The 20,424-nt window shown below is 63.1% G+C and carries 18 protein-coding genes and 1 pseudogene; 4 read left to right on the top strand and 15 right to left on the bottom strand.

Annotation, left to right across the window (positions count from 1 at the left end):
* The first annotated feature begins 26 nt into the window (after nt 1–26).
* The gene (locus NKH54_RS25280) at nt 27–365 is read left to right on the top strand and encodes a Rieske (2Fe-2S) protein (protein ID WP_352445541.1); all 339 of its coding nucleotides are present in this window, start codon (nt 27–29) and stop codon (nt 363–365) included.
* A 1-nt stretch (nt 366) separates the two neighbouring features.
* Nucleotides 367–1,125: a glutathione S-transferase family protein gene (locus tag NKH54_RS25275; RefSeq protein ID WP_353029236.1), complete on the top strand. Its 759-nt coding sequence runs from the start codon at nt 367–369 to the stop codon at nt 1,123–1,125.
* Here the strand turns inward: NKH54_RS25275 and NKH54_RS25270 are convergent.
* Nucleotides 1,082–2,323: pseudogene (locus NKH54_RS25270) on the bottom strand (FAD-dependent oxidoreductase); the annotation flags it as partial. The gene NKH54_RS25275 and the pseudogene NKH54_RS25270 overlap by 44 nt on opposite strands.
* Nucleotides 2,324–2,398: 75 nt before the next feature.
* On the bottom strand, nt 2,399–2,806 hold the full coding sequence (locus NKH54_RS25265) for a winged helix-turn-helix transcriptional regulator (RefSeq protein WP_023690335.1): 408 nt from the start codon (nt 2,804–2,806) through the stop codon (nt 2,399–2,401).
* Nucleotides 2,807–2,944: 138 nt separating this feature from the next.
* Here NKH54_RS25265 and NKH54_RS25260 point away from each other — a divergent pair, with 138 nt between their 5' ends.
* Nucleotides 2,945–3,835 (top strand): SDR family oxidoreductase, encoded by an 891-nt coding sequence (locus NKH54_RS25260; RefSeq protein WP_023712683.1) that lies wholly within the window; start codon nt 2,945–2,947, stop codon nt 3,833–3,835.
* 50 nt (nt 3,836–3,885) lie between these two features.
* On the opposite strand, the gene NKH54_RS25255 is transcribed toward NKH54_RS25260, so the two are convergent.
* The 4 genes from NKH54_RS25255 to NKH54_RS25240 form a co-directional block, all read right to left on the bottom strand.
* Nucleotides 3,886–4,926, bottom strand: a complete 1,041-nt coding sequence (locus tag NKH54_RS25255) for an SDR family oxidoreductase (RefSeq protein ID WP_023731260.1) — start codon at nt 4,924–4,926, stop codon at nt 3,886–3,888.
* 35 nt (nt 4,927–4,961) lie between these two features.
* On the bottom strand, nt 4,962–6,881 hold the full coding sequence (locus NKH54_RS25250; protein ID WP_286459217.1) for a potassium transporter Kup: 1,920 nt from the start codon (nt 6,879–6,881) through the stop codon (nt 4,962–4,964).
* Between the two features lie 141 nt (nt 6,882–7,022).
* The gene (locus NKH54_RS25245; RefSeq protein ID WP_023823130.1) at nt 7,023–8,936 is read right to left on the bottom strand and encodes a potassium transporter Kup; all 1,914 of its coding nucleotides are present in this window, start codon (nt 8,934–8,936) and stop codon (nt 7,023–7,025) included.
* A gap of 77 nt (nt 8,937–9,013) precedes the next feature.
* Nucleotides 9,014–9,754 carry a pyridoxine 5'-phosphate synthase gene (locus NKH54_RS25240; protein WP_353029235.1) on the bottom strand — a complete coding sequence of 247 codons (741 nt, stop codon included), beginning with the start codon at nt 9,752–9,754 and terminating at the stop codon, nt 9,014–9,016.
* Nucleotides 9,755–9,866: 112 nt separating this feature from the next.
* Here NKH54_RS25240 and NKH54_RS25235 point away from each other — a divergent pair, with 112 nt between their 5' ends.
* On the top strand, nt 9,867–10,286 hold the full coding sequence (locus NKH54_RS25235) for a SpoIIAA family protein (RefSeq protein WP_023682069.1): 420 nt from the start codon (nt 9,867–9,869) through the stop codon (nt 10,284–10,286).
* A 20-nt stretch (nt 10,287–10,306) separates the two neighbouring features.
* Here the strand turns inward: NKH54_RS25235 and NKH54_RS25230 are convergent, their stop codons facing one another.
* From NKH54_RS25230 to NKH54_RS25190, 9 genes are all read right to left on the bottom strand, one after another.
* The gene (locus tag NKH54_RS25230) at nt 10,307–11,434 is read right to left on the bottom strand and encodes an ATP-dependent DNA helicase (RefSeq protein ID WP_023668361.1); all 1,128 of its coding nucleotides are present in this window, start codon (nt 11,432–11,434) and stop codon (nt 10,307–10,309) included.
* A gap of 140 nt (nt 11,435–11,574) precedes the next feature.
* Complete coding sequence (locus NKH54_RS25225) at nt 11,575–12,225, bottom strand: hypothetical protein (protein WP_352595385.1); 651 nt, start codon at nt 12,223–12,225, stop codon at nt 11,575–11,577.
* Nucleotides 12,226–12,371: 146 nt separating this feature from the next.
* Complete coding sequence (locus NKH54_RS25220) at nt 12,372–12,722, bottom strand: nitrile hydratase accessory protein (protein ID WP_352595382.1); 351 nt, start codon at nt 12,720–12,722, stop codon at nt 12,372–12,374.
* Nucleotides 12,709–13,368, bottom strand: a complete 660-nt coding sequence (nthB, locus tag NKH54_RS25215; protein ID WP_352595380.1) for a nitrile hydratase subunit beta — start codon at nt 13,366–13,368, stop codon at nt 12,709–12,711. The genes NKH54_RS25220 and nthB overlap by 14 nt, the downstream gene beginning before the upstream one ends.
* A complete protein-coding gene (nthA, locus tag NKH54_RS25210) occupies nt 13,365–13,988 on the bottom strand; it encodes a nitrile hydratase subunit alpha (protein ID WP_023668357.1) in 624 nt (207 codons plus the stop codon). The genes nthB and nthA overlap by 4 nt, the downstream gene beginning before the upstream one ends.
* Before the next feature lie 64 nt (nt 13,989–14,052).
* Nucleotides 14,053–17,214, bottom strand: a complete 3,162-nt coding sequence (locus tag NKH54_RS25205) for an efflux RND transporter permease subunit (protein WP_353029233.1) — start codon at nt 17,212–17,214, stop codon at nt 14,053–14,055.
* Entirely contained in the window at nt 17,211–18,500 is a 1,290-nt protein-coding gene (locus NKH54_RS25200) for an efflux RND transporter periplasmic adaptor subunit (RefSeq protein ID WP_023702995.1), read from the bottom strand. The genes NKH54_RS25205 and NKH54_RS25200 overlap by 4 nt, the downstream gene beginning before the upstream one ends.
* Nucleotides 18,501–18,725: 225 nt before the next feature.
* Nucleotides 18,726–19,322, bottom strand: a complete 597-nt coding sequence (locus tag NKH54_RS25195) for a LysE family translocator (RefSeq protein WP_023688075.1) — start codon at nt 19,320–19,322, stop codon at nt 18,726–18,728.
* 123 nt (nt 19,323–19,445) lie between these two features.
* Nucleotides 19,446–20,402 carry an acyl-CoA desaturase gene (locus tag NKH54_RS25190; RefSeq protein WP_023714739.1) on the bottom strand — a complete coding sequence of 319 codons (957 nt, stop codon included), beginning with the start codon at nt 20,400–20,402 and terminating at the stop codon, nt 19,446–19,448.
* Nucleotides 20,403–20,424: the final 22 nt, after the last annotated feature.

Genomic DNA, 20,424 nt, shown 5'->3' with positions numbered 1-20,424 from the left:
TTGACGGTCGATGCACTTGCATCTATATGCATGCAACTGCATCGATCCGGGAAAGATCCACGAAACACGAAATTTGCAAAGTCGCCGACGTCCCACAGACGGGCAGCCTGATCGCACCGTTCTTCGGCCGCGAGGTCCATGTCTGGCGCAGCGGCGAGCGTGTCCGCGCCGCCGCCAATGTCTGCCTGCATTTCGGCGGGCCGCTCGACTGCAAGGACGGCAAGCTGGTCTGCCAATGGCACGGCGCCGCCTTCGACATGACATCAGGCGACCGAATCGAAGGGCGGGCGCCAAAAGCGTCGCGACTGATGTTCCTGTCGACGCGCGTCGAGGACGGCGCGTTGAACTATGTCTGGGGAGAGTGACATGCCTGAGAAGAATGAAATGCCTGAGAAGAATGAAATGACTGGCAAGCTCATTCTCGTCAGCCATCATCTATGCCCCTATGTGCAGCGCGCGGCGATCTCGCTGGCCGAGAAAGGCGTGCCGTTTGATCGTGTCACCATCGACCTCGCCAACAAGCCGGACTGGTTCAAGGCGATTTCGCCGCTGGGCAAGGTGCCGCTGCTGATCGTCCAGGCAAATGGCGAGGAGACGGTGATCTTCGAATCCGCCGTCATTCTCGAATTCCTCGAGGAGACGCAAGCCAATCCTCTGCATCCGGCCGACGCCTACGCCCGTGCCCGGCATCGCGCCTGGATCGAGTTCGGCTCGGCGACATTGAACGCCATCGGCCGGTTCTACACGGCTTCGACGGAGGCCGCCTTCCTGGCAGAGTCCACGGCACTTTCGGCCATGTTCGATCGTCTGGAGGACGAACTGGCCGACCAGGCCGGACCGTGGTTCAATGGCGAGTGCTTTTGCCTCGTCGATGCCGTCTACGGCCCGGTCTTCCGCTATCTCGACGCCTTCGACCGGATCGGCAATTTCGGCATTCTGGACGGCAAGCCATTGGTCCAGGCCTGGCGCAAGGCGTTGAGCGAACGCGCCTCGATCAAGGGTGCCGTGGCGCCGGACTATCCGCAGCGGCTGCGTCTATTCCTGCGTGCGAGAAATTCGTTTCTCTCGACCCTGATCCCGCCGGATGATCTGGCCAGTGCACCTCCTCTAGCCCGATCCGCCTGAACGGATCGATCAGCGTGCCGGCCACCATCGAGGCAAGCACGCTTGGCACTGGCGGGATTTTGGCGATGGTTGCCACCAGCCTGTCGCGGAAGAAGGGCAGCATCGTGCCGTCCGACTGGTAGAACGGCGTCAGCGCCAGCGACAGCAGCTGGAAGATCCGAACATGCCATCGCCGCGCCCGGGCGTAGCTTTCCAGCGCTGCCTCGACGTTGCCCGTTTGTGCCAAGGCATGGCTGAGTGCTGCCGCGTCGAGCAGCGCCATGTTGGCGCCTTGCCCGAGCTGCGGGCTGGTCGAATGCGCGGCATCGCCGATCACGGCCAGCCTGCGGCCGGCCGGCAGCTTCATCGTGTGGTGGCCGTAGCGCGCCAGCGACAGCTGGTCGAAGCTGTCGATCTGGCTGGTGAACGCCTCGCACTGTGGCCACAGCGAGACCAGTCTCGCCTTCCAGGCGTCGAGCCCTGCCGCGCGCACGTTTTCGGCATCCGCCGGCTTCAGGCTCCAGAAGAACGCCGCCATCTTTTCCCCGCCCGGCTCCGGTCGGCCGATCGGCAGGACGCCGATCATCACGCTGGCCTTGTCGTAGCGCTGCAGCAGCGCATTTTCGTCGAAGCCTTCGCGCCAGCCGAGCGAGGCCCAGAACGCGCCGTAAGTGAGCTGCCGCGGCTGGGCCGGATCGTTGAGGCACCGGCGCAGCTTCGAACGCGAGCCGCTGGCGTCGACGACGAGGTCGAACGGCCCTGCCCTGCGGCCCCCCACCGTTCGGCTCTTGTCGAAGATCAGGCTTGCCCGCTCACCGACGTCCAGCGCCTCGATCTCGACACCGGTTTCCATGGCTATGCCTTGGCGCTGCGCGGCGCGGAACAACACGTTGAACAGCGCCGCCCGGTGCACCGCCAGCCCGAAGCGGCCGCCAGGCTGCGCGTCGTAGCGCACGGCGAGCACGGTGCGGCCGGTCGAGGCATCGGCGCCATGCAGACGCTCGATGCGGCTGCCGAGCGCCAGAATGTCGTCGAGCAGGCCGAGATCGGCAACCACGCTCAGCCCGGTCGGCTGCAGGATCAGTCCGGAGCCGACGGGCTTGGGCTCCTCGAAACGTTCGAAGATGGTGACGTTATGGCCCGCACGCTTGAGAAAGAGCGCGGTGGCGAGCCCTGCCGGGCCGGCGCCCGCAATCGCGATGTCTAGAGATTTTTCCATTGCCCGCCCAACCACTGGCGGGACAATCCTTCAGCGCCATTGTCAAATCAAGCCGTTGCTGCATGGACCAAAATATCAGCCACCGGCGTCGAAGGCAGCGCGCGCCTTGCGCACCGCACCATGGTTGAGTTCGGCCCACAGGATCAGTTGATGCAAGGCGCCGAACATCGAACGGCCGAGATCGGTCAGGCTGTATTCGACGCTTGGCGGCTTGGTCGGGAACACTTCGCGATGAACAAAGCCGTCGCGCTGCAGATCGTGGAGCGTCTGGGTGAGCATGCGCTGCGAGATGTCGGGCACCAGGCGCCGCAACTCGCCGAAACGATAGGGCTGCTCTGCGAGCGCCGCCATCAGCAGCGAACTCCATTTGCCGTTCACGCCCTGCATCACGTCGCGAACCGGGCAATCGGCAATGTTTGCGCCATCGCTGGTGGCTTTGAATATATTGAGCTTGGTTCTCAGATTGACGACCTTGCCGTCCATCGCTGCTGGTTCCCTGGCGGTGCCTACCTCCCTAAAAACTGCCTTCTTTACGGTGGCCGGTCAATTCTTATTTTAGTGCTGGTCTCTTTTTGAGACTGTCAAAAGCACCCGCCACCCGGCGCAATTTCAGGATCCCCCATGACCGCAACCCTTCTCGTCACCGGCGCTTCCGGCCAGCTTGGCCGCGGCGTCATCAACCACCTGCTGGACACATTAAAGATCTCCGCAAACCGCATCATCGCCACCACCCGTACACCCGCCAACCTTGCCGATCTGGCGGCGCGCGGCGTCGTCGTCAGAGCCGCTGACTTCAACGACCCGCAATCGCTTGCCGAGGCCTTCGCGGGAGCCGACCGGGCACTCGTCATCTCGACCAACGAACTTGAGGTACAGGGGAAGCGGCGCGAGCAGCAGCTTGCGGCGGTGACGGCGGCCAAACAGGCTGGCGTCGGCCACCTGCTGTACACCTCGATGCCCAACCCCGAGCCTGGTTCGCCGGTTGTTTTCGCGCCCGACCACTACGACACCGAACAGGCGATCAAGGCGAGCGGGATCCCCTACACGATATTCCGCAATGGCTGGTATAACGAGAACCTGTTCATGGCGTTGCCGCAGGTTCTGGCATCGGGTCAGTGGTACACCTCCGCCGGCGACGGCGCCATTTCCTACGGCACGCGTGACGATTTCGCGGCGGCGATCGCAGCGGGGCTCGCCTCGGACAGCAGCGAAAGCGCGACTTACACGCTCACCGGCCCCAGTGCGTATACGGCTGCCGAAGTGGCGGCGTTGGTCACCGAGGTCACCAGCAAGCCGATCCAGGTCATCCAGCTTTCCGACGAAGCCCTGACCGAGGGAATGAAGTCGGCCGGCCTGCCTGAACCCTTCGCCAAGGTGCTGGTTTCATTCGACGCCGCCGCACGCGCCGGTGACCTCGGCATGGTGACAGACGCGGTCGAAAAACTCTCCGGCCGAAAGTCGGTGCCGCTGAAGCAGTTTCTGGAGACGAACAAGGCTGCACTGGCCGGCTGAAAGCTGCCGTTGCGGGACGCCGAGCCCTTAAGGTTCGGCCTCCCGCACAATTACCTACGTCGCTTGACCAGTCCCAGCCGGATCAGGCTTTCGCCCGTGGCAATCAAAGCATCTTCGCGCGAGCGTGGCGCCCAGCCGAGCACGCGCACCGCCTTGGCGTTGGTGGCGTTCTTGATCTTGCCCAGTTCCGTTGCGAGTTGTGCCGCTTCCGGATTAAACAGCCCGATGATGCGCACCAGCCAATCGGGAAACTCCCGCGTCGAGACGCGCGACGCCGCCGGCCCAAGCCGCGTCTTCAGGGTCTGCGCGATCTCGCGCACCGTCATGAAATCGCCGGCGACAGCGAGGAACCGTTCGCCCTTGGCGGCGGGGTGGGTCATGGCGCGAACATGCAGATCCGCCACGTCGCGCGCGTCGACGACGCCGAAGGACAGGCGCGGCAGCCCAGGCACGGCGCCGTTCAGCATGCGCTGGACAAATTCGGTCGAGGTCGAATGGTCCGCGCCGAGCACCGGTCCAAAGATGCCAACGGGATTGACGACCGCAAGCTCCAGCGCGCCGCCCTGCTCGGCGATGAAATCCCAGGCCGCGCGCTCGGCGAGCGTCTTGGACTTCACATAGGCGCTGACCTTGCCTGCCGGATCGGTCCAGTTTTCCTCGTTGAAAGGCTGCCCATCCGCGCGCATCTTGCCATAGCCGACGGCCGCGAAGGATGAGGTGAGCACGACGCGCCTGACCCCGGCATCCCGCGCCGCCCGCAGCACGCGCAACGCGCCCTCGCGCGCCGGAAGGATCAGGTCATCCTCATGCGTGGGCACGCCGGGCGGAAAAGGCGATGCGACATGCAGCACGTAATCGCAGCCGGCCACCGCCGCCGGCCAGCCTGCGTCGGCCATCAGATCGGCATGGGCGAATGAAAGGGCGTCACCGGGCTCCGTGCCACCTGCCTTGAGCATGGCGAGCACATCGGCTTCGCGCCTGGCCGATCGCACGGAGGTGCGGACGCGGTAGCCGGCCTTCAACAGTTCGAGGATGCAGTGAGCGCCGAGGAAGCCGGACCCGCCGGTGACCAGCACCAATTCGCCGCTCATATTAGCCTCCTCGACGATTTATCCGTTCGAGACCCTCAGATCGCCACCTGCGTGCCGATCTCGACCACACGTCCGGTCGGGATCTGGAAATACTCCGTCGCATCGGCCGCCGAGCGGGCGAGCCCGATGAACAGCTTGTCCTGCCACACCGGCATGCCGGAATTGGGCGATGCCTTGAGCGAGCGCCGCGACAGGAAGAACGACGTCGTCATGATGTCGAACTTCCAGCCCTGCTTGCGGCAGATCGCCAGCGCGCGCGGAATGTTGGGCTGCTCCATATAGCCGAAGGTCAGCGTCACCCGCATGAACAACTCGTTGACTGTCTCCATCTTGACCCGCTCGCTGTCGGGCACCAGCGGCTGCGGTGCGGTGACCACCGACAGAATGACGTTCTGCTCGTGCAGCACCTTGTAGTGCTTCAGGCTGTGCATCAGCGCTGTCGGCGCGCTTTGCGGATCGCTGGTCAGGAACACGGCGGTGCCGGACACCAGCTGCGGCTTCTTCTTCAGCAGATTGCCGGCGAGGAAATCGAGCGGGATTTCGTTGCGCCGGGTCTTGTCGAACAGATAGCGGCTGCCGCGCACCCAGGTCCACATCGCCAGAACGATGGTGAAGGCCACCGCAAGCGACGCCCAGCCGCCCTCGAACACCTTCACGATGTTGGAGGCGAAGAAGCCGATGTCGATGAAGCCGAACAGCGCCGTCATGGCGACCGCCACCCACAGCCGCCATTTCCAGATGCGGGTCATGACGACGAACAGCAGCACCGTCGTCACCAACATGTTGCCGGTCACCGAGATGCCATAGGCGGAGGCGAGCTTGCTCGATTCGCCGAAACCGACGACCAGCAACATCACCGCCAACGCCAGCAAAACATTGACGCGCGGCATGTAGATCTGGCCCGACTGCCGTTCCGACGTGTGCAGGATTTCGAGGCGCGGCAGCATATTGAGCTGCACCGCCTGCCTGGTCAGCGAGAAGGCGCCCGATATGACCGCCTGGCTGGCGATGACCGTCGCCGCGGTTGCCAATACCACCATCGGGATCAGCGTCCAGCCTTCGTTCATCTCGAAGAATGGATGGCCGACGTGACCGTTCTTCGCCAGCACGAAAGCGCCCTGCCCGGCATAGTTTAGCAGTAGGCAGGGAAACACGATGGCCAGCCAGGCGAGCACGATGGGCTTGCGGCCGAAATGGCCGAGATCGGCATAAAGCGCTTCGGCGCCGGTGACGGCGAGGAAGATGGCGCCGATGGTGACGAAGGCGACATCGGGCGAATTGATCAGGAAGGCGACGATGTAGTGCGGGCTGACCGCCCACAGGATTTCGGGATCGGCGATGATGTGGTTCAAGCCCGAAAGACCGATAGCCAGGAACCAGACCGCCGTGATCGGCCCGAAGATCAGCGCCACACCGCCGGTCCCGAAGCGCTGCACCGAAAACAGGATCGCCAGGATGACCAGCGTCAGCGGCACGACGTAGGGCTGGAAGGTCGGGGTAACGACATTCATGCCTTCAACCGCCGAAAGCACCGAGATTGCCGGCGTGATGACGGCGTCACCGAAGAACAATGACGCGCCGACAATACCGATGGCCAGGATGATCGCCGAGCGGGTCGGGAAACTGCCGCGCGCCAGCGCCATCAGCGACAGCACGCCGCCCTCGCCTCGGTTGTCGGCTCTGAGCACAAACATGATGTATTTGATGGTGACGATAATCGTCAACGACCAGATGATCAGCGACAGCACGCCCAGAATATCGCCGCGCTCGGCGATTTCGCCGCCGGAGGACGCAACAAGCGCTTCCCGGAAGGCGTAGATCGGGCTGGTGCCGATGTCGCCATAGACCACGCCGAGCGCGCCCAGCATCAGAACTTTGGTGCTGTGCTGTTCGATTTCGGGATGGCTCGATTGTTCGACGGGTTCTGCCTCAATACCAGCATTGGTAAGGGCCATGGACGACACTCCGATAAGCGCGCGGTGCTCTACGCTTGCTGCGATGCAATATCAAGTGCCGTGACGGTAGGGCTACCATGTTCCCAGCGCAGGGCTTGCCCCGCAATGACCGGTGCGTGGCGTCAAAGGCTGCCGGAAACCTCAGATCGCCACCTGCGTGCCGATCTCGACCACACGTCCGGTCGGGATCTGGAAATACTCCGTCGCATCGGCCGCCGAGCGGGCGAGCCCGATGAACAGCTTGTCCTGCCACACCGGCATGCCGGAATTGGGCGATGCCTTGAGCGAGCGCCGCGACAGGAAGAACGACGTCGTCATGATGTCGAACTTCCAGCCCTGCTTGCGGCAGATCGCCAGCGCGCGCGGAATGTTGGGCTGCTCCATATAGCCGAAGGTCAGCGTCACCCGCATGAACAACTCGTTGACTGTCTCCATCTTGACCCGCTCGCTGTCGGGCACCAGCGGTTGCGGTGCGGTGACCACCGACAGAATGACGTTCTGCTCGTGCAGCACCTTGTAGTGCTTCAGGCTGTGCATCAGCGCTGTCGGCGCGCTTTGCGGATCGCTGGTCAGGAACACGGCGGTGCCGGACACCAGCTGCGGCTTCTTCTTCAGCAGATTGCCGGCGAGGAAATCGAGCGGGATTTCGTTGCGCCGGGTCTTGTCGAACAGATAGCGGCTGCCGCGTATCCAGGTGGTCATGATCAGCCCCATGAGGCAGGCAACGGATATTGACACCCATCCGCCTTCCACGATCTTGACGACATTCGCCAGGAAGAAACCCATGTCGATGGTGCCGAACAGCAGCGCCAATGCCAGGGCGAGCCCAAGCTGCCATTTCCACAAATTGCGCATGACAACGAACAGCAGAATGGTTGTCATCAGCATCTCGCCGGTCACCGAAATTCCGTAAGCGGAAGCCAGCGAACTCGAGCTGCCGAAGCCGACAACCAGCAGCATCACTCCCAGGGCGATGAGCAGGTTGACGCGCGGCATATAAATCTGGCCGCTCTGCATTTCGGACGTGTGCTGCACCTCGATGCGGGGCAGCAGGTTGAGTTGCACTGCCTGACGTGCCAGCGAAAAAGCACCCGAGATCACCGCCTGACTGGCGATCACGGTGGCGGCCGTTGCCAAGCCGACCATTGGCATCAGCGCCCAATCCGGCAACATCTCGAAGAATGGATTGGTCGGCCTGCCGCCATTCGCCAACACAAAGGCGCCCTGGCCGAAGTAGTTGAGCAGCAGGCAAGGAAACACCACGGAAAACCACGCGAGCACGATCGGCTTGCGCCCGAAATGTCCAAGGTCGACATAAAGCGCCTCGGCCCCCGTTACCGCCAGGAACACTGCACCAACGGTCACGAAAGCGGCGGTCGGCGTGCCGGCTAAGTAGGCGATCGCATAATACGGGTTGATCGCCAACAGCACCGAAGGATCATCCATCAGGTGGTAGAGCCCGGAAACGCCGATGGCCAGGAACCATAGCGCCGTCACCGGCCCGAATACTGCCGCCACCTTCCCCGTGCCGAAGCGCTGCACGGAGAACAGAAATGCCAGGATGACCAAGGTGATCGGAACGACATAGGCCTCCAGCGTCGGTGTCACCACTTCCAGGCCCTCAACTGCCGACAGCACGGAAATGGCCGGAGTTATGATAGCGTCTCCGAAAAAAAGCGACGCCCCGCAAAGTCCGATGCCGAGGATAAGCTTGGCGCCTTTTGGATAGGCGCTGCGCGCCAGCGCCATCAGGGACAGCGTGCCGCCCTCGCCCTTGTTGTCGGCGCGAAGCACGAAAGCGACGTATTTTATGGTGACGATAATCGTCAGCGCCCAGACGATCAGCGACAGCACGCCCAGGACATCTATGCGCGTGTCGGTACCAGGCGAAGCGTGAAGCGCCTCGCGGAAGGCATAGATCGGGCTGGTGCCGATATCGCCATAGACGACGCCAAGCGCGCCCAGCATCAGAACTTTGGTGCTGTGCTGTTCAGTGTGGGAGTGGTTCGGTTGTTCGACGGGTTCAGCCTCGCTACCGATGCTGGAAAGAGCCATCGACTACTCCCCGATCACCGCGCGGTGCGCCTTGCTTGCTGTCATGCGATATCACCTTCGACACGAGCCTTCCACCGCTACCAACCGCAAGCCTTCAGAAACCGCCCCACCGTGGCGGCCATGCCATACTCCAACGCATCGGCTGTCAACCCGTGTCCGATAGACACTTCGGCCAATGCCGGAATGCGCTTTGCCAATGCCGGAAGGTTGTTCACCACCAGATCGTGCCCGGCATTGACCTGGAGCCCTGCGGCGAGTGCGGCATCCGCGGTTTTTCCCAATCTTTCCAGCTCCTTCCGCGCCTTGGCGGAATCGGAATGGTAGCTGCCGTAGGGCCCGGTATAGAGCTCGATGCGGTCGGCGCCGGTGTCGCGCGCGGCATTGACGCCGGTGGGATCCGGATCGGAAAACAGCGACACGCGGAAGCCCCCTTTTTTCAGACGCTTGACGATCGGGTTAAGGAACGCCGCCTCGGCGGCAAAGTTCCAGCCATGGTCCGATGTCGCCTGCGCCGGATCGTCGGGCACCAGCGTCACCTGCTCCGGCTGGTGCCTTTCCACAAGCGCCAGAAAATCCTCGGTCGGGTAGCCCTCGATGTTGAATTCCGCCTTGGGAAACTCGTCGTCGATAAGCGCCCGGATCTCCGGCAGGTCGGAATGCCTGGTGTGGCGCTCGTCGGGCCGCGGATGAACCGTCAGCCCGTGCGCGCCGGCCGCCAACGCCAGGCGGCCGAGCCCGGTGACGCTGGGCCACGGCAGGTTGCGGCGGTTGCGCAGCATGGCGATGGCGTTGAGATTGACCGAGAGTTTCGCGGGCATGGCGTGAGGTCCGGCTGTTTGTGCAGCGCATCTATACTGCCTTTGATGGGAACAGACAGGGGCTTTCGGGTGTTCCAGTGATGACATCTGCTCGCAAGGGGGAACCCAGCCAATGAATTTTCTCCAATCCGTGCCCGCGATCCGCCGCCTCGAAACCGACCGTGAGGACCTTTTCGCCATCGACGTCGTCGGCCATGTATCGGCCGCCGACGGCGAAAATCTGTTCGGATTGCTGGAGGCTGCCTACGCGCTGCACCCGAGGATCGACGTCTTGGTGCGGCTGGTCGACCATGAGGGCGTCGACTGGATCGATATGGACGACGAGACGCTGAAACAAGGTACGGTTCATGCGCTAGAGCATATCGCCCGGTGCGCGACGATCGGTGAGCCCGACTGGATAGCGGATGCGCGGAACTTCCTTCCGGCTTCGCCACCCATCGAGTTCAGGCACTTCGCGGCCGAGGATGAAGCGGATGCCTGGCAATGGCTGGGTGCGACGCCACTCAGCCCTGCTGCGCCGGCTGCTACCTGACGCCGGCTATCTAACGCCAGCTATCTAACAATCGTCAGCCGCTCTGCCGCCCGCGTTATGGCAGTATAGAGCCAGCGCTGGCGGGTTTCCTTGAACGCCCAGCTCTCGTCGAACAGCACGACATCGTTCCACTGCGAACCCTGCGCCTTGTGCACGGTCAGCGCGTAGCCATAGTCGAAATCGTCAAAGCGCTTCTTCTGCTGCCAGGGGATATCGGCGTCCGGATCCTCGAAAGCCGACTTGAGCAGCTTGATCTTGGCGACGCCGCGGTCGGGATCGTCCTCCTCGGGCGAGACCAGAAGGTTGATGCCCGGCTTCACCGTTTCGCGCGACGAGGTCATTACCTTCCACAGCGAACCGTTGAGCAGGCCCTTGGCGGGGTCGTTGCGCAGGCAGACCAGTTTGTCTCCGGCCTGCGGATAATCGGCATTGAAACCCTTCAGCTCGCGCAGGCGCTGATTGTAGCGGCGGCGTGTTCGGTTGGTGCCGACCAACACCTGGTCCGCCTTCAGCACCAACTCCTGGGTGACGTCCTCCTTGCCGATGACCTGCGCGGTGCCGTAGTCGCCGCGCATGAACTCGCGGCCCTCGCGCACGTCGAGCGCCAGCTGGATGATCGGATTGTCGCGCGCCTGGCGGTGGATTTCGGTCAAGAGCACATCCGGCTCATGCTCGGTGAAAAAGCCGCCGCCCGAGATCGGCGGCAGCTGCGCCGGATCGCCAAGCACCAGGATCGGCGTGCCAAAACTCAGAAGGTCGCGGCCAAGCTGCTCGTCGACCATCGAGCATTCGTCGATGACCACCAGCTTCGCCCGTGAAATAGGACTTTGCCGATTGAGCGAGAAGGTCGGCGACATCGAGGTCTTGCCGGTCACCTCGTCCGACACCGATTCCTCGCCTTTCGGCCGGTAGATCAACGAATGGATGGTGCGGGCATTGACTGCGCCCTTGGAGCGCAGCACCTGCGCCGCCTTGCCGGTGAAGGCGGCGAACTGCACCTGGCCGTCGACATGTTCGGCAAAATAGCGCGCCAGCGTGGTCTTGCCGGTGCCGGCATAGCCGAACAGCCGGAAGACCTGCGGCCGGCCCTCTTTCAGCCAGCGCGCCACCGCTTTCAGAGCCTCGTCCTGTTGGGGAGAGAATTCCATCAGCGCGAGAGACCGGATTCGCAAGGGAAAGACAAGCCGCCACCATACCGACCGCCACCGGTGGCGAACTCAACGCCTCCGGTGGCTCAGGCTATCAGGCGCAAACAAGAACGTAAAGAGAACAATCGATCACGTCATTTCTACAAAATGCGAGACCTGATCCTCATGCACGCTTGGAACAGGTCGATGTCGGCGGCGTACCACTCCGATAGATTGGCGATGGCGTCGGGGCTGAGATAGGACGAAAATCCGTCCGGGTTGCGATGCGCGAGAATTGGATCAGCCGGCAGCGTTGCCGATTCCGGCAGACTGAGGCGGGCCTTCAGGACGTTGAAGTCGTCGTTAAGGTCGGGTTGGTGCCAGATCATCAGGATGTCTTGCTCTCGACTTTCGAGGTACGCTGGTGACACGAACCAATCGGCATAGCGATGCCTGACATGATTGATGCAGCCCATGGCTTTCTGTGCCATGGCTTTGTGCGATCCGTCCGTCGAAGACAGGGATCTGGCGAGGTCATCCGGAGTTCCGAAATGCGCGAAGGCGAAACGCTCGTCTTCAGTCCATTCGCTGTTGTTTCTAGGGTGACCCTTGCGAAGCCTGCTATTAAAGCCGCTGGCAAACCGGGTCACAGGATGGCGAATGCCGAAGATGATCTTGTCGCCAGACGGCACATCAGGCAGGTATTTCTGGTGGCCCCACAGCGCTATATTGTATTCGGCGCTGATAGGCTCCAAAGCGGCACGAACAGCGCTGCCGCCCGTTTTTCTGACATGAAGAAAATGAGTTTCCATCCATTGAAATAAGCCGGCGATATAAAGGGAATCAAGCCGATTCCGCTTCGATGCCCGCCCGACAGGCTTCCTTCAAATCGTCGGTCCGGGCAATCGTAGCCACTGAGATAACGGAGGGCTAAATTGATCTTTTGGCTGCGCGCAGCCTAGCCGCCCAGGCCGGGATCGTTCTCCAACAAAATCGGCTTGCCATGCGGGGTTGCATGCGCGGCGCGTTCCCAGGCGGCGGCGAGCGTGTCGACATCGCTCTTGCCCGCGACGCCCTTGGCCGCCAGCAGCGTTTCCAGCGCCGCCAGCCAATGCTCGTAATAATCGTGGCCATCGCTTGCGGCGCCCGGCTTCTTCACTTGCGCCGACAGCGCATCGGCCCATTCGCTCCACGAAAACAGGCCCTTGTCATGCAGCGCCACCGTCATGGCGAAGGCTTCGGCCTGCCAGGGTTCGGCGAATACCGGTTCGTCCAGACCCGCCGGCAATGCACCTTCAGGCCGGCTCAAGATAGCTCTCCCAAGCATCGATCGAGACGGTCAGCGTCGAGTCGGCGCCCTCGCCCCAGATTTCCGAGCCATCGAAAACCACGGTATAGACCCATTGCGGGTTTTCACCGTTTCCATGCGCGTTGCTGTCGGGGAACACAAAACCGTCACGCACGGCCTCGATCACTCCGTGCTTGCCGCGCGCATAACGCGGTAGCCTTGTGTGGCCGGTGGGATTGAAGTTCCTTGTCCGCACCGGGTCGCCGGCCTTGAAGCGCGGCGCCGTCTCGACCGGCCGGTCGCAAGGTCCTCCCTTGGCCAGTACCGCCGGAACGTTTTCGGCCTTCAGCACCCTTTTGGGCGTCGCCGCCGGATCGATCGCCCGGCGCTCAGCAAGATCGCGCTCGCTGACGAAGCCATGGCGCTTCAGCAGCACCTCGAGCGCTTTGATCCATATCTGGTAGTAGCTTGAGGAATAATAGACGGCCGGATGCAGCGATTCCCTGGCGTGCCGGCTCTCGTCGATGTTCCAGGCGCCCATGGCGCCGGCGGTCAGCGTCACGCCCAGCGCCCGCCGCTCCCAGTCGGCATGGAAGTAAGGCTCGTCCCTTTCGGGCGCGACCGGCCCGAAACCCATCTGCCCACCGAGATCCTGCGGCCCGTTCATGCCGGTACCTTCTTTGTCCCGGGTTCCTTGGCCACCGCCGTGCCGATCATCGCATCGCGGCTGACCAGTTCGGCGAGCTGGTCCTCGCTCCAGCCTTCGGTACCGTCAGGCCGCATCGGCACCACGAGATAGCGCAGTTCGGCGGTGGAATCCCAGACGCGGATCTTTTTCTCCGCCGGCAAGGTCAGCCCGAACTCCTCCAGCACGCCGCGCGGATCGATAACCGCCCGCGAGCGATAGGGCGGCGCCTTGTACCAGACCGGCGGCAGCCCGAGCACCGACCACGGATAGCAGGAGCACAGCGTGCAGACGACGAGGTTGTGCGTCTCGTCGCTGTTGAACACCGCCTGCATGTGCTCGCCCTGACGGCCGCTATAGCTCAGCGAAGCGATCGCTCCCGTCGCATCGCGCTTCAGCCACTCGGCATAGGCCGGATCGCTCCAGGCTTTCGCCACCACCCTGGCGCCGTTGCGCGGCCCGATCTTGGTCTCATAGGTGTCGACGATGACGTCGATTGCGGCCGGATCGATCAGGCCTTTTTCGGTGAGGATGGTCTCCAGCGCGCGCACGCGCGCCGCAAACGGGTCGAGCTCATTGTCGTGGTCATGATCATGGGACATGACCTCAGATTAGGATCGGCGGCACGCGGCCGCAAGCATGACAGCTTGGGCCAAGGGCTATCGCCTATTCGGCGGCGGCCTTTTGCGGCTCGAGCCGATCCTCGGGACCGAACAGCGAGGCCTGCTCGCCGCTCTGGACCGCATGCAGCTCCGGCCTGTTCTTTTTCGAAGAGAAGAAGCTCACCAGCCAGCCGGAGAAATTCTCGAAATAGACATAGATGACAGGGGTGACGAACAGCGTCAGCGCCTGGGAAGCGAGCAGCCCGCCGACGACCGCGACACCGAGCGGCTGGCGCAGCTCAGCACTGGCGCCGGTGCCGAGCGCGATCGGGAACGTGCCCATCAGCGCCGCCAACGTCGTCATCATGATCGGCCTGAAACGCATCAGGCACGCCTTGTGTATGGACTCCTTGGCCGACATGCCTTCTCGTCGCAGCTCCAGCGCGACGTCGACCATCATGATGCCGTTCTTCTTGACGATGCCGATCAACATCAGGATGCCGATCACCGCGATCACCGACAGGTCCATGCCGGCAAAGCGCAGCGCGACCACGGCGCCCAGCACCGCCGAAGGCAGGCCGGTCAGAATGGTCAGCGGATGGATAAAGCTCTCATAGAGGATGCCGAGTACGATATAGATGGTCAGAATGGCGCCGCCGATCAGCAGGCCCTGATTGGCCAGCGAATCCTGGAAGGTCTTGGCGGTGCCGGCAAAGCTGGTCGAAATCGCCGGCGGCATGCCGATCTGCTCCTTCAGCGCGGCGATGCGGGCCGTGCTGTCGCCCAGCGCCACGCCTTGCGGCAGGTTGTAGGACATGGTCACCGCGGGCAGCTGGCCGAGCTGGTTGACCGTCAGCGCGCCGGCGGTGCGGTCGACGCGGGCAAAGGCGCCGAGCGGCACCAGGCTGCCGCTTGCCGTCCTGACCTGGATGGCCAGCATCCGCTCGGGCGACCATTCGATGTTGGGATCGAGCTCCATGATGACTTCGTAGCTGTCGGCCGAGCCAAAGATCGTCGAGACCTGCTCCGTGCCGAAGCCGCCATAGAGACTGGAGCGCAGCGTGTCGGTGTCGATGCCGAGCGACGCCGCCTTGTCGCGATCGACCACCAGCGTCGCCTGCAATGAATTGTTCTGCAGATCGCTGGTGACGTCGGTGAAATTCGCATGATCGGCCGCCATCGCATCGTTGAGCTTTTGCGCCCATGTGTCGGTCAGGCCGGTATCGAGGCCCTGAACGACGAGCTGGTAGGCGCTGGCGGAAGAACGCGCGCCAAGTCGCAGGTTCTGCACCGGCTGCATATAGGCATCGATCCCCGGCACGACGGCCAGCTGCCGCCGCAGATCCGACAGCACCTTATCGATGTCGGGGCGCTGGCTCTTGTCCTTCAGCTGCACATAGAGCTGGCCCTGGTTCAGCGCATTGTTGCCGCCGCCGGCTGACCAGGCCACATGCGAGACATAGGGCGAACGCGAGAAGACACTTGCCGCCTGGTTCTGCAGCTTGACCATGGCGTCGTAGGAGATGTCCTGCCTGGCGATCGTCGTCACCGAGATCTGGCCGATATCCTCTTGCGGGAAAAAGCCTTTCGGCGAGACCTCGATCAGCCAGACCGACCCTGCCGCCGTGCCGACGAAGACGAGGAACACCAGAAAAGTGTGGCGCAGGCAGAAGGTCAAAAGCCGGTCATAGCCGCGGGTGACGATATCGTGCTTGTGGCCGGGGGCATGCTTGTCGCGATCGGCCTTGGTCACCGACAGCAAGCGCGAACACAGCATCGGCGTCAGTGTCAGCGACACGAACATCGAAGCCAGGATGGCGACCGTCACCACGACGGCGAATTCGTTGAAGATGCGGCCTATGACGCCGCCCATCAAAAGCACGGGGATGAACACCGCCACCAGCGAGATCGAGATCGAGATGATGGTGAAGCCGATCTCGCGCGCGCCTTTCAGCGAGGCATCGAAGGCCGAGAGACCGTCCTCCTCCATGTGGCGAAAGATGTTTTCCAGCATGACGATGGCGTCGTCGACGACGAGGCCGACTGCGAGCGTCAGGCCCATCAGCGAGATGTTGTCGATGGAAAAGCCGAACAGGAACATGGCGCCGAGCGTCGCGATCAGCGAGATCGGCACCGCCACGGCCGGAATGATGGTTGCGGTCACCCGGCGCAGGAAGACGAAGATCACCGTCACCACCAAAGCGATCGTCAGAAGCAGCGTGAACTGGACGTCGTCGACGGCCTGGCGGATCGAGGTCGAACGGTCGTTGAGCAGCTTGATGTCGGCGGCGGCCGGCATTTGGTCCTTGAACGACGGCAGCATCGCCTTGACCTTGTCGACGACGTCGACCGTGTTGGCGTCGGGCTGGCGCTGCACCGCCAGGATGATGGCGCGCGTGCCGTCGTACCAGCTTGCGGTCGTCGTGGTCTCGACCGAGTCGATGACGCGCGTCACCTCGCCCAGCCGCACCGGATGGCCGTTCTTGGTGGCGATGATGAGGTTGGAGAACCCGGCGGCATTGGTGAGCTGCGTGTTGGCCGTGATGGTCAGCTGCTGCTTGTCGTTCTGCAAGACCCCGAGCGGCGTGTTGGAATTGGCCGAGGCGATCGCCGTCTGCAGCTGGTCGATCGAAATGCCGCGCGCCGCCAGCGCCGTCGGGTCGATCTGCACGCGCACCGCATATTTCTGCTGGCCGAAGATCGACACCTGCGCCACGCCGTCGATGGTCGACAGCGAGGGCGAGATGACGTTTTCGGCGAAGGCGTCGAGGTCGGTGAGCGGAACCGTGTCGCTGACCAGCGACATCAGAAGGATCGGCGCGTCGGCCGGATTGACCTTGCGATAGCTCGGCGGCGACGTCATCTCCGGCGGCAACTGCCGCTGCGTGCGCGCGATCGCCGCCTGCACGTCGGCGGCCGCCGCGTCGATATCCCGGTTGAGCACGAACTGGATGGCAATGGACGTGCGTCCCAGCGAATTGCTGGTCGAGATCGAATCGATGCCGGCGATGGTGGCGAACTGCTTGATCAGCGGCGTCGCCACCGAAGTGGCCATGGTTTCGGGCGAAGCGCCGGCCAGGGTGGCCGAGACGTTGACGACCGGGAATTCGGCGCTCGGCAGCGCCGCCACCGGCAGGAACTTGTAGGCAAACAGCCCGCCCAGCACGAGGGCGAACGACATCAGCAGCGTGGCGACAGGCCTGCGTATGCAGAATTCGGAAATCATTGGGCAGCCGCCTTGCCGGCCTCGGCGACCTTGGGAGCAGCTTGATCACCGCTGGCCGCCTTGCCTTCGTGAATGGCGGCGCCGTCCTTCAGCCTGGTCTGGCCCTCGACCACCACCTTCTCGCCTGATTTGACGCCCTCGCTGATGGCGCTGTTTTCGCCTTCGGTCAGCGCCACCTGCACCGGTCGCATCTCGACCGTGTTGTCGGGCTTGACGACATAGACGAACGGTCCCTTTTGGCTGGGCTGCACGGCAACGGTCGGGATGGATGTCATCTGCGGCATGATGCCAGCGTCGAGCACGACATTCACATATTGCCCGGGCCACAGTGAAAGATCGGCGTTGGGAATGCTCGCCCGTGTCGCGATGGTGCCGGACGCGGTGTCGACGCTGGAATCGACGAAGTCGAGCGTGCCGTTGCCGATCGGCGTCGGATCGCCATCCTTGGTCAGCGTCACCGCGCCTTGCTGCGGGTTGGCCAGCGCCTTGTGCAGCAGCGCCAGGTTGCTCTCCGGCAGGTTGAAGTTGACTTGCAGCGGATCCATCTCGGTGATCGTCACCAGCGGCGTGGCCGTGCTCGAGTTGCCGTTGCTCAAGGTGACGAGGTCACCGACCGAAACGTTGACCGCGCCCAGCCGGCCGGCAATCGGCGCCTTGATGCTGGCAAAGCCGAGCTGGACATTGTCGGCGTCGATCGTCGCCTTGTCGGCATCGACCGTCGCCGCGGCAGCCTTTTGCGCCGCCACCGCCTGATCGTAAGTCTGCTGCGTGCCGGCCTGCTTGGCGACGAGATCCTTGGCGCGCTGAAGGTCGGAGCCCGAACTGGTTAGCAGCGCCTGGTCCTTGGCGAGCGTCGCCTGATCCTTGGCAAGCTGCGCCTTGAGCGCCCTGTCGTCGAGCGAGAACAGCAGGTCGCCGGCCTTCACCATCTGGCCGTCCCTGACGTCGATCGATACGATCTGGCTGGACACGCGGGCGTTGATGTTGACCACGGCCGGCGAAGACACGAAGCCGATGGCGTAACGGCGGATCGGAAAATCGGCCGTTGTCGCGGTGGCCGAGACGATCGAGGCCGAACGGGCGGCATTGCCGCCGGCGCCGGATTTGCCCCCTGCCTTGTCGGCCGAAGCCTTGTCCGATCCAGCCGGCTTGTCCGCCGCTGCCGTCTGCCTGGCGCCCGGCAGCATCTGCTGCAGACTGCTCATCGCCGCCGGCGAAAAATAGACCCATGCCGCGGCGACACAGGCCGCTGCCACCACCACCGCCAGAACGACTTTACCGCGCATCGACTAAAAGCCCTATGATCCGACACGCCGAACCCGGTGGTCTCATTCTACGCAATCACGGCGCCTTGCCGCGATCTCGCCGAAGTAGATAGGACGCACATTTGTCGGAAAAGGGCCAAAACACGGCATTACGAAGATTTAATGTGCACTGCACAATGACTATGCAGCCGGCTCAGCAGTCGGAAAACCAGCCAGGATGCGGTTGAGATCTCAGGCGGGATGCGTCTATTTCAGCATCGGCCAGAGCGTCGCCGCCAAGAGCACGCCCATGGCGATGTTGAACCATTTCAGCCGCACCGGATCCGACAGGAACCCGCGCAGCGCTGTGCCGAAACCGGCCCACATCGAGACGCTCGGCAGGTTGACGACGGTGAAGGCGATCGCGATCAGCGCCACCGACAGGAACGGGTGGTCCGGATTGGAGTAGACGGCCATGGCGGTGATCGCCATCACCCAGGCTTTCGCATTGACCCACTGGAATGCGGCTGCCTCGATGAACCGCATCGGCCGTGCCTCCGTCTCACCCTTGCTGGACAGCGAGCGCGACATGGCGATCTTCCAGGCGAGATAGAGCAGATAGGCAGCGCCGGCGATCTTCAATCCGGTGTGCAAGGCCGGAAACGCCGTAAGCACCGCGCCCAGGCCAAAGCCGACAGCAAGCAACAGCACCAGGAAACCCATGCTGATGCCCAGCATATGCGGAATGGTTCTGACCAGGCCGAAATTCACGCCCGACGCCAAGAGCATGAGGTTGTTCGGCCCCGGCGTGATCGAGGTCACGAAGGCGTAGACCAAAAGGGCAAGGAAAGCGTCGAGGGTCATGACGGCTCACAAAGGTCAGCAATGCTGACTTAAATCGACAGAGCGCTGGACGCAACCTCATTCCATTGGTCCAAAGCGCTCCGCCGTGATCCGCCTATCCCGAGCCAGCCAGGCCGGCACAGTCTACCTGCCGTGGGCCCGCGCCGACAACAGGCTGGGAGCGGCGGCGGCCTCCTGACGGCCAGCCACACGCCGCAGGCCTTTGCGCCTCGGCGTGTTCCCGGGAAGCTTCACGCCATGCGCGAGGCCGAGGGCAGCCAGGATGCGGATGAAGAGCCAGCCGAGATCGATCTGCCCGCGTTCCAGGCCGAGCTTTGCGGATTCGGGAAACGCATGGTGATTGCCGTGGAAACTCTCGCCAAAGGTCACCAGGCCGAAACGCGGCAGGTTGTAGCCCTGCACGGCAACGCCATCGACGCGCCAGCCCTGCTGCCCGCTGCGATGTGCGAAATGCCCGACCAGCCAATGCCCGGTCAGCGACACGGAGATACGCACCGCAATGCCCCAGACCACCCAGCTCCACCCGCCGAGGAGCAAGAAAAGGATCGCCCACGGCAGTTGCTGCAGCATCCAGGTCCGCTCGACGAATTTGTAGAAGCGGTCGTTTCTGATCGACGGCTCGATGACGAAGTCAGGCGGATTGCGCAACGCTACGGCGCAATGCATTTGCCAGAAAGCGTCGGTGAAGAAAGGCCGGCGGTGGGCGTGCAGGTCGTGACAAGCCGTCTGGCGCTGCGCCCAGTCTCGTATGTCATGCGCATAGATCATGCCGAACGGACCGGCCATGCCGACGAGCGTGCCGAGATAGACCAGCGCGTGTTTGAGCCAGATGTGAACCTTGAACGAGCGATGGATGAGCAGGCGATGCATGCCGACCGAGTGTCCGGCGCAGATCGTCACCGCCGTCGTCGCTACGAACAGGGCGAAAGCGCTCCAGCTGAAGGTCAGCGGCCCGAACACCAACGCAATCAGCGTCATCGCACCGACCCAGATCGACTTGGCCGGCATCCAGACGACCTCGCCATCTTCGGCATCGCTCAAGGGCTGCGAGATCATTCTGCCTGTGGATATGGTCTTCATCGGTACCCCTCCTCTGCAGGAA

It is taken from the genome of Mesorhizobium sp. M1004 (assembly GCF_040318795.1).
GTDB lineage: Bacteria > Pseudomonadota > Alphaproteobacteria > Rhizobiales > Rhizobiaceae > Mesorhizobium.
This window is presented reverse-complemented; position numbering and strand designations above follow the sequence as displayed.

What these genes read in the sequence shown, in the direction of transcription:
- NKH54_RS25280 (WP_352445541.1), top strand. Translation starts at nt 27, where the DNA reads ATGCATGCAACTGCATCGATCCGGGAAAGATCCACGAAACACGAAATT.
- NKH54_RS25275 (WP_353029236.1), top strand. Translation starts at nt 367, where the DNA reads ATGCCTGAGAAGAATGAAATGCCTGAGAAGAATGAAATGACTGGCAAG.
- NKH54_RS25265 (WP_023690335.1), bottom strand. Translation starts at nt 2,806, where the DNA reads ATGGACGGCAAGGTCGTCAATCTGAGAACCAAGCTCAATATATTCAAA.
- NKH54_RS25260 (WP_023712683.1), top strand. Translation starts at nt 2,945, where the DNA reads ATGACCGCAACCCTTCTCGTCACCGGCGCTTCCGGCCAGCTTGGCCGC.
- NKH54_RS25255 (WP_023731260.1), bottom strand. Translation starts at nt 4,926, where the DNA reads ATGAGCGGCGAATTGGTGCTGGTCACCGGCGGGTCCGGCTTCCTCGGC.
- NKH54_RS25250 (WP_286459217.1), bottom strand. Translation starts at nt 6,881, where the DNA reads ATGGCCCTTACCAATGCTGGTATTGAGGCAGAACCCGTCGAACAATCG.
- NKH54_RS25245 (WP_023823130.1), bottom strand. Translation starts at nt 8,936, where the DNA reads ATGGCTCTTTCCAGCATCGGTAGCGAGGCTGAACCCGTCGAACAACCG.
- NKH54_RS25240 (WP_353029235.1), bottom strand. Translation starts at nt 9,754, where the DNA reads ATGCCCGCGAAACTCTCGGTCAATCTCAACGCCATCGCCATGCTGCGC.
- NKH54_RS25235 (WP_023682069.1), top strand. Translation starts at nt 9,867, where the DNA reads ATGAATTTTCTCCAATCCGTGCCCGCGATCCGCCGCCTCGAAACCGAC.
- NKH54_RS25230 (WP_023668361.1), bottom strand. Translation starts at nt 11,434, where the DNA reads ATGGAATTCTCTCCCCAACAGGACGAGGCTCTGAAAGCGGTGGCGCGC.
- NKH54_RS25225 (WP_352595385.1), bottom strand. Translation starts at nt 12,225, where the DNA reads ATGGAAACTCATTTTCTTCATGTCAGAAAAACGGGCGGCAGCGCTGTT.
- nthB (WP_352595380.1), bottom strand. Translation starts at nt 13,368, where the DNA reads ATGAACGGGCCGCAGGATCTCGGTGGGCAGATGGGTTTCGGGCCGGTC.
- nthA (WP_023668357.1), bottom strand. Translation starts at nt 13,988, where the DNA reads ATGTCCCATGATCATGACCACGACAATGAGCTCGACCCGTTTGCGGCG.
- NKH54_RS25205 (WP_353029233.1), bottom strand. Translation starts at nt 17,214, where the DNA reads ATGATTTCCGAATTCTGCATACGCAGGCCTGTCGCCACGCTGCTGATG.
- NKH54_RS25200 (WP_023702995.1), bottom strand. Translation starts at nt 18,500, where the DNA reads ATGCGCGGTAAAGTCGTTCTGGCGGTGGTGGTGGCAGCGGCCTGTGTC.
- NKH54_RS25195 (WP_023688075.1), bottom strand. Translation starts at nt 19,322, where the DNA reads ATGACCCTCGACGCTTTCCTTGCCCTTTTGGTCTACGCCTTCGTGACC.
- NKH54_RS25190 (WP_023714739.1), bottom strand. Translation starts at nt 20,402, where the DNA reads ATGAAGACCATATCCACAGGCAGAATGATCTCGCAGCCCTTGAGCGAT.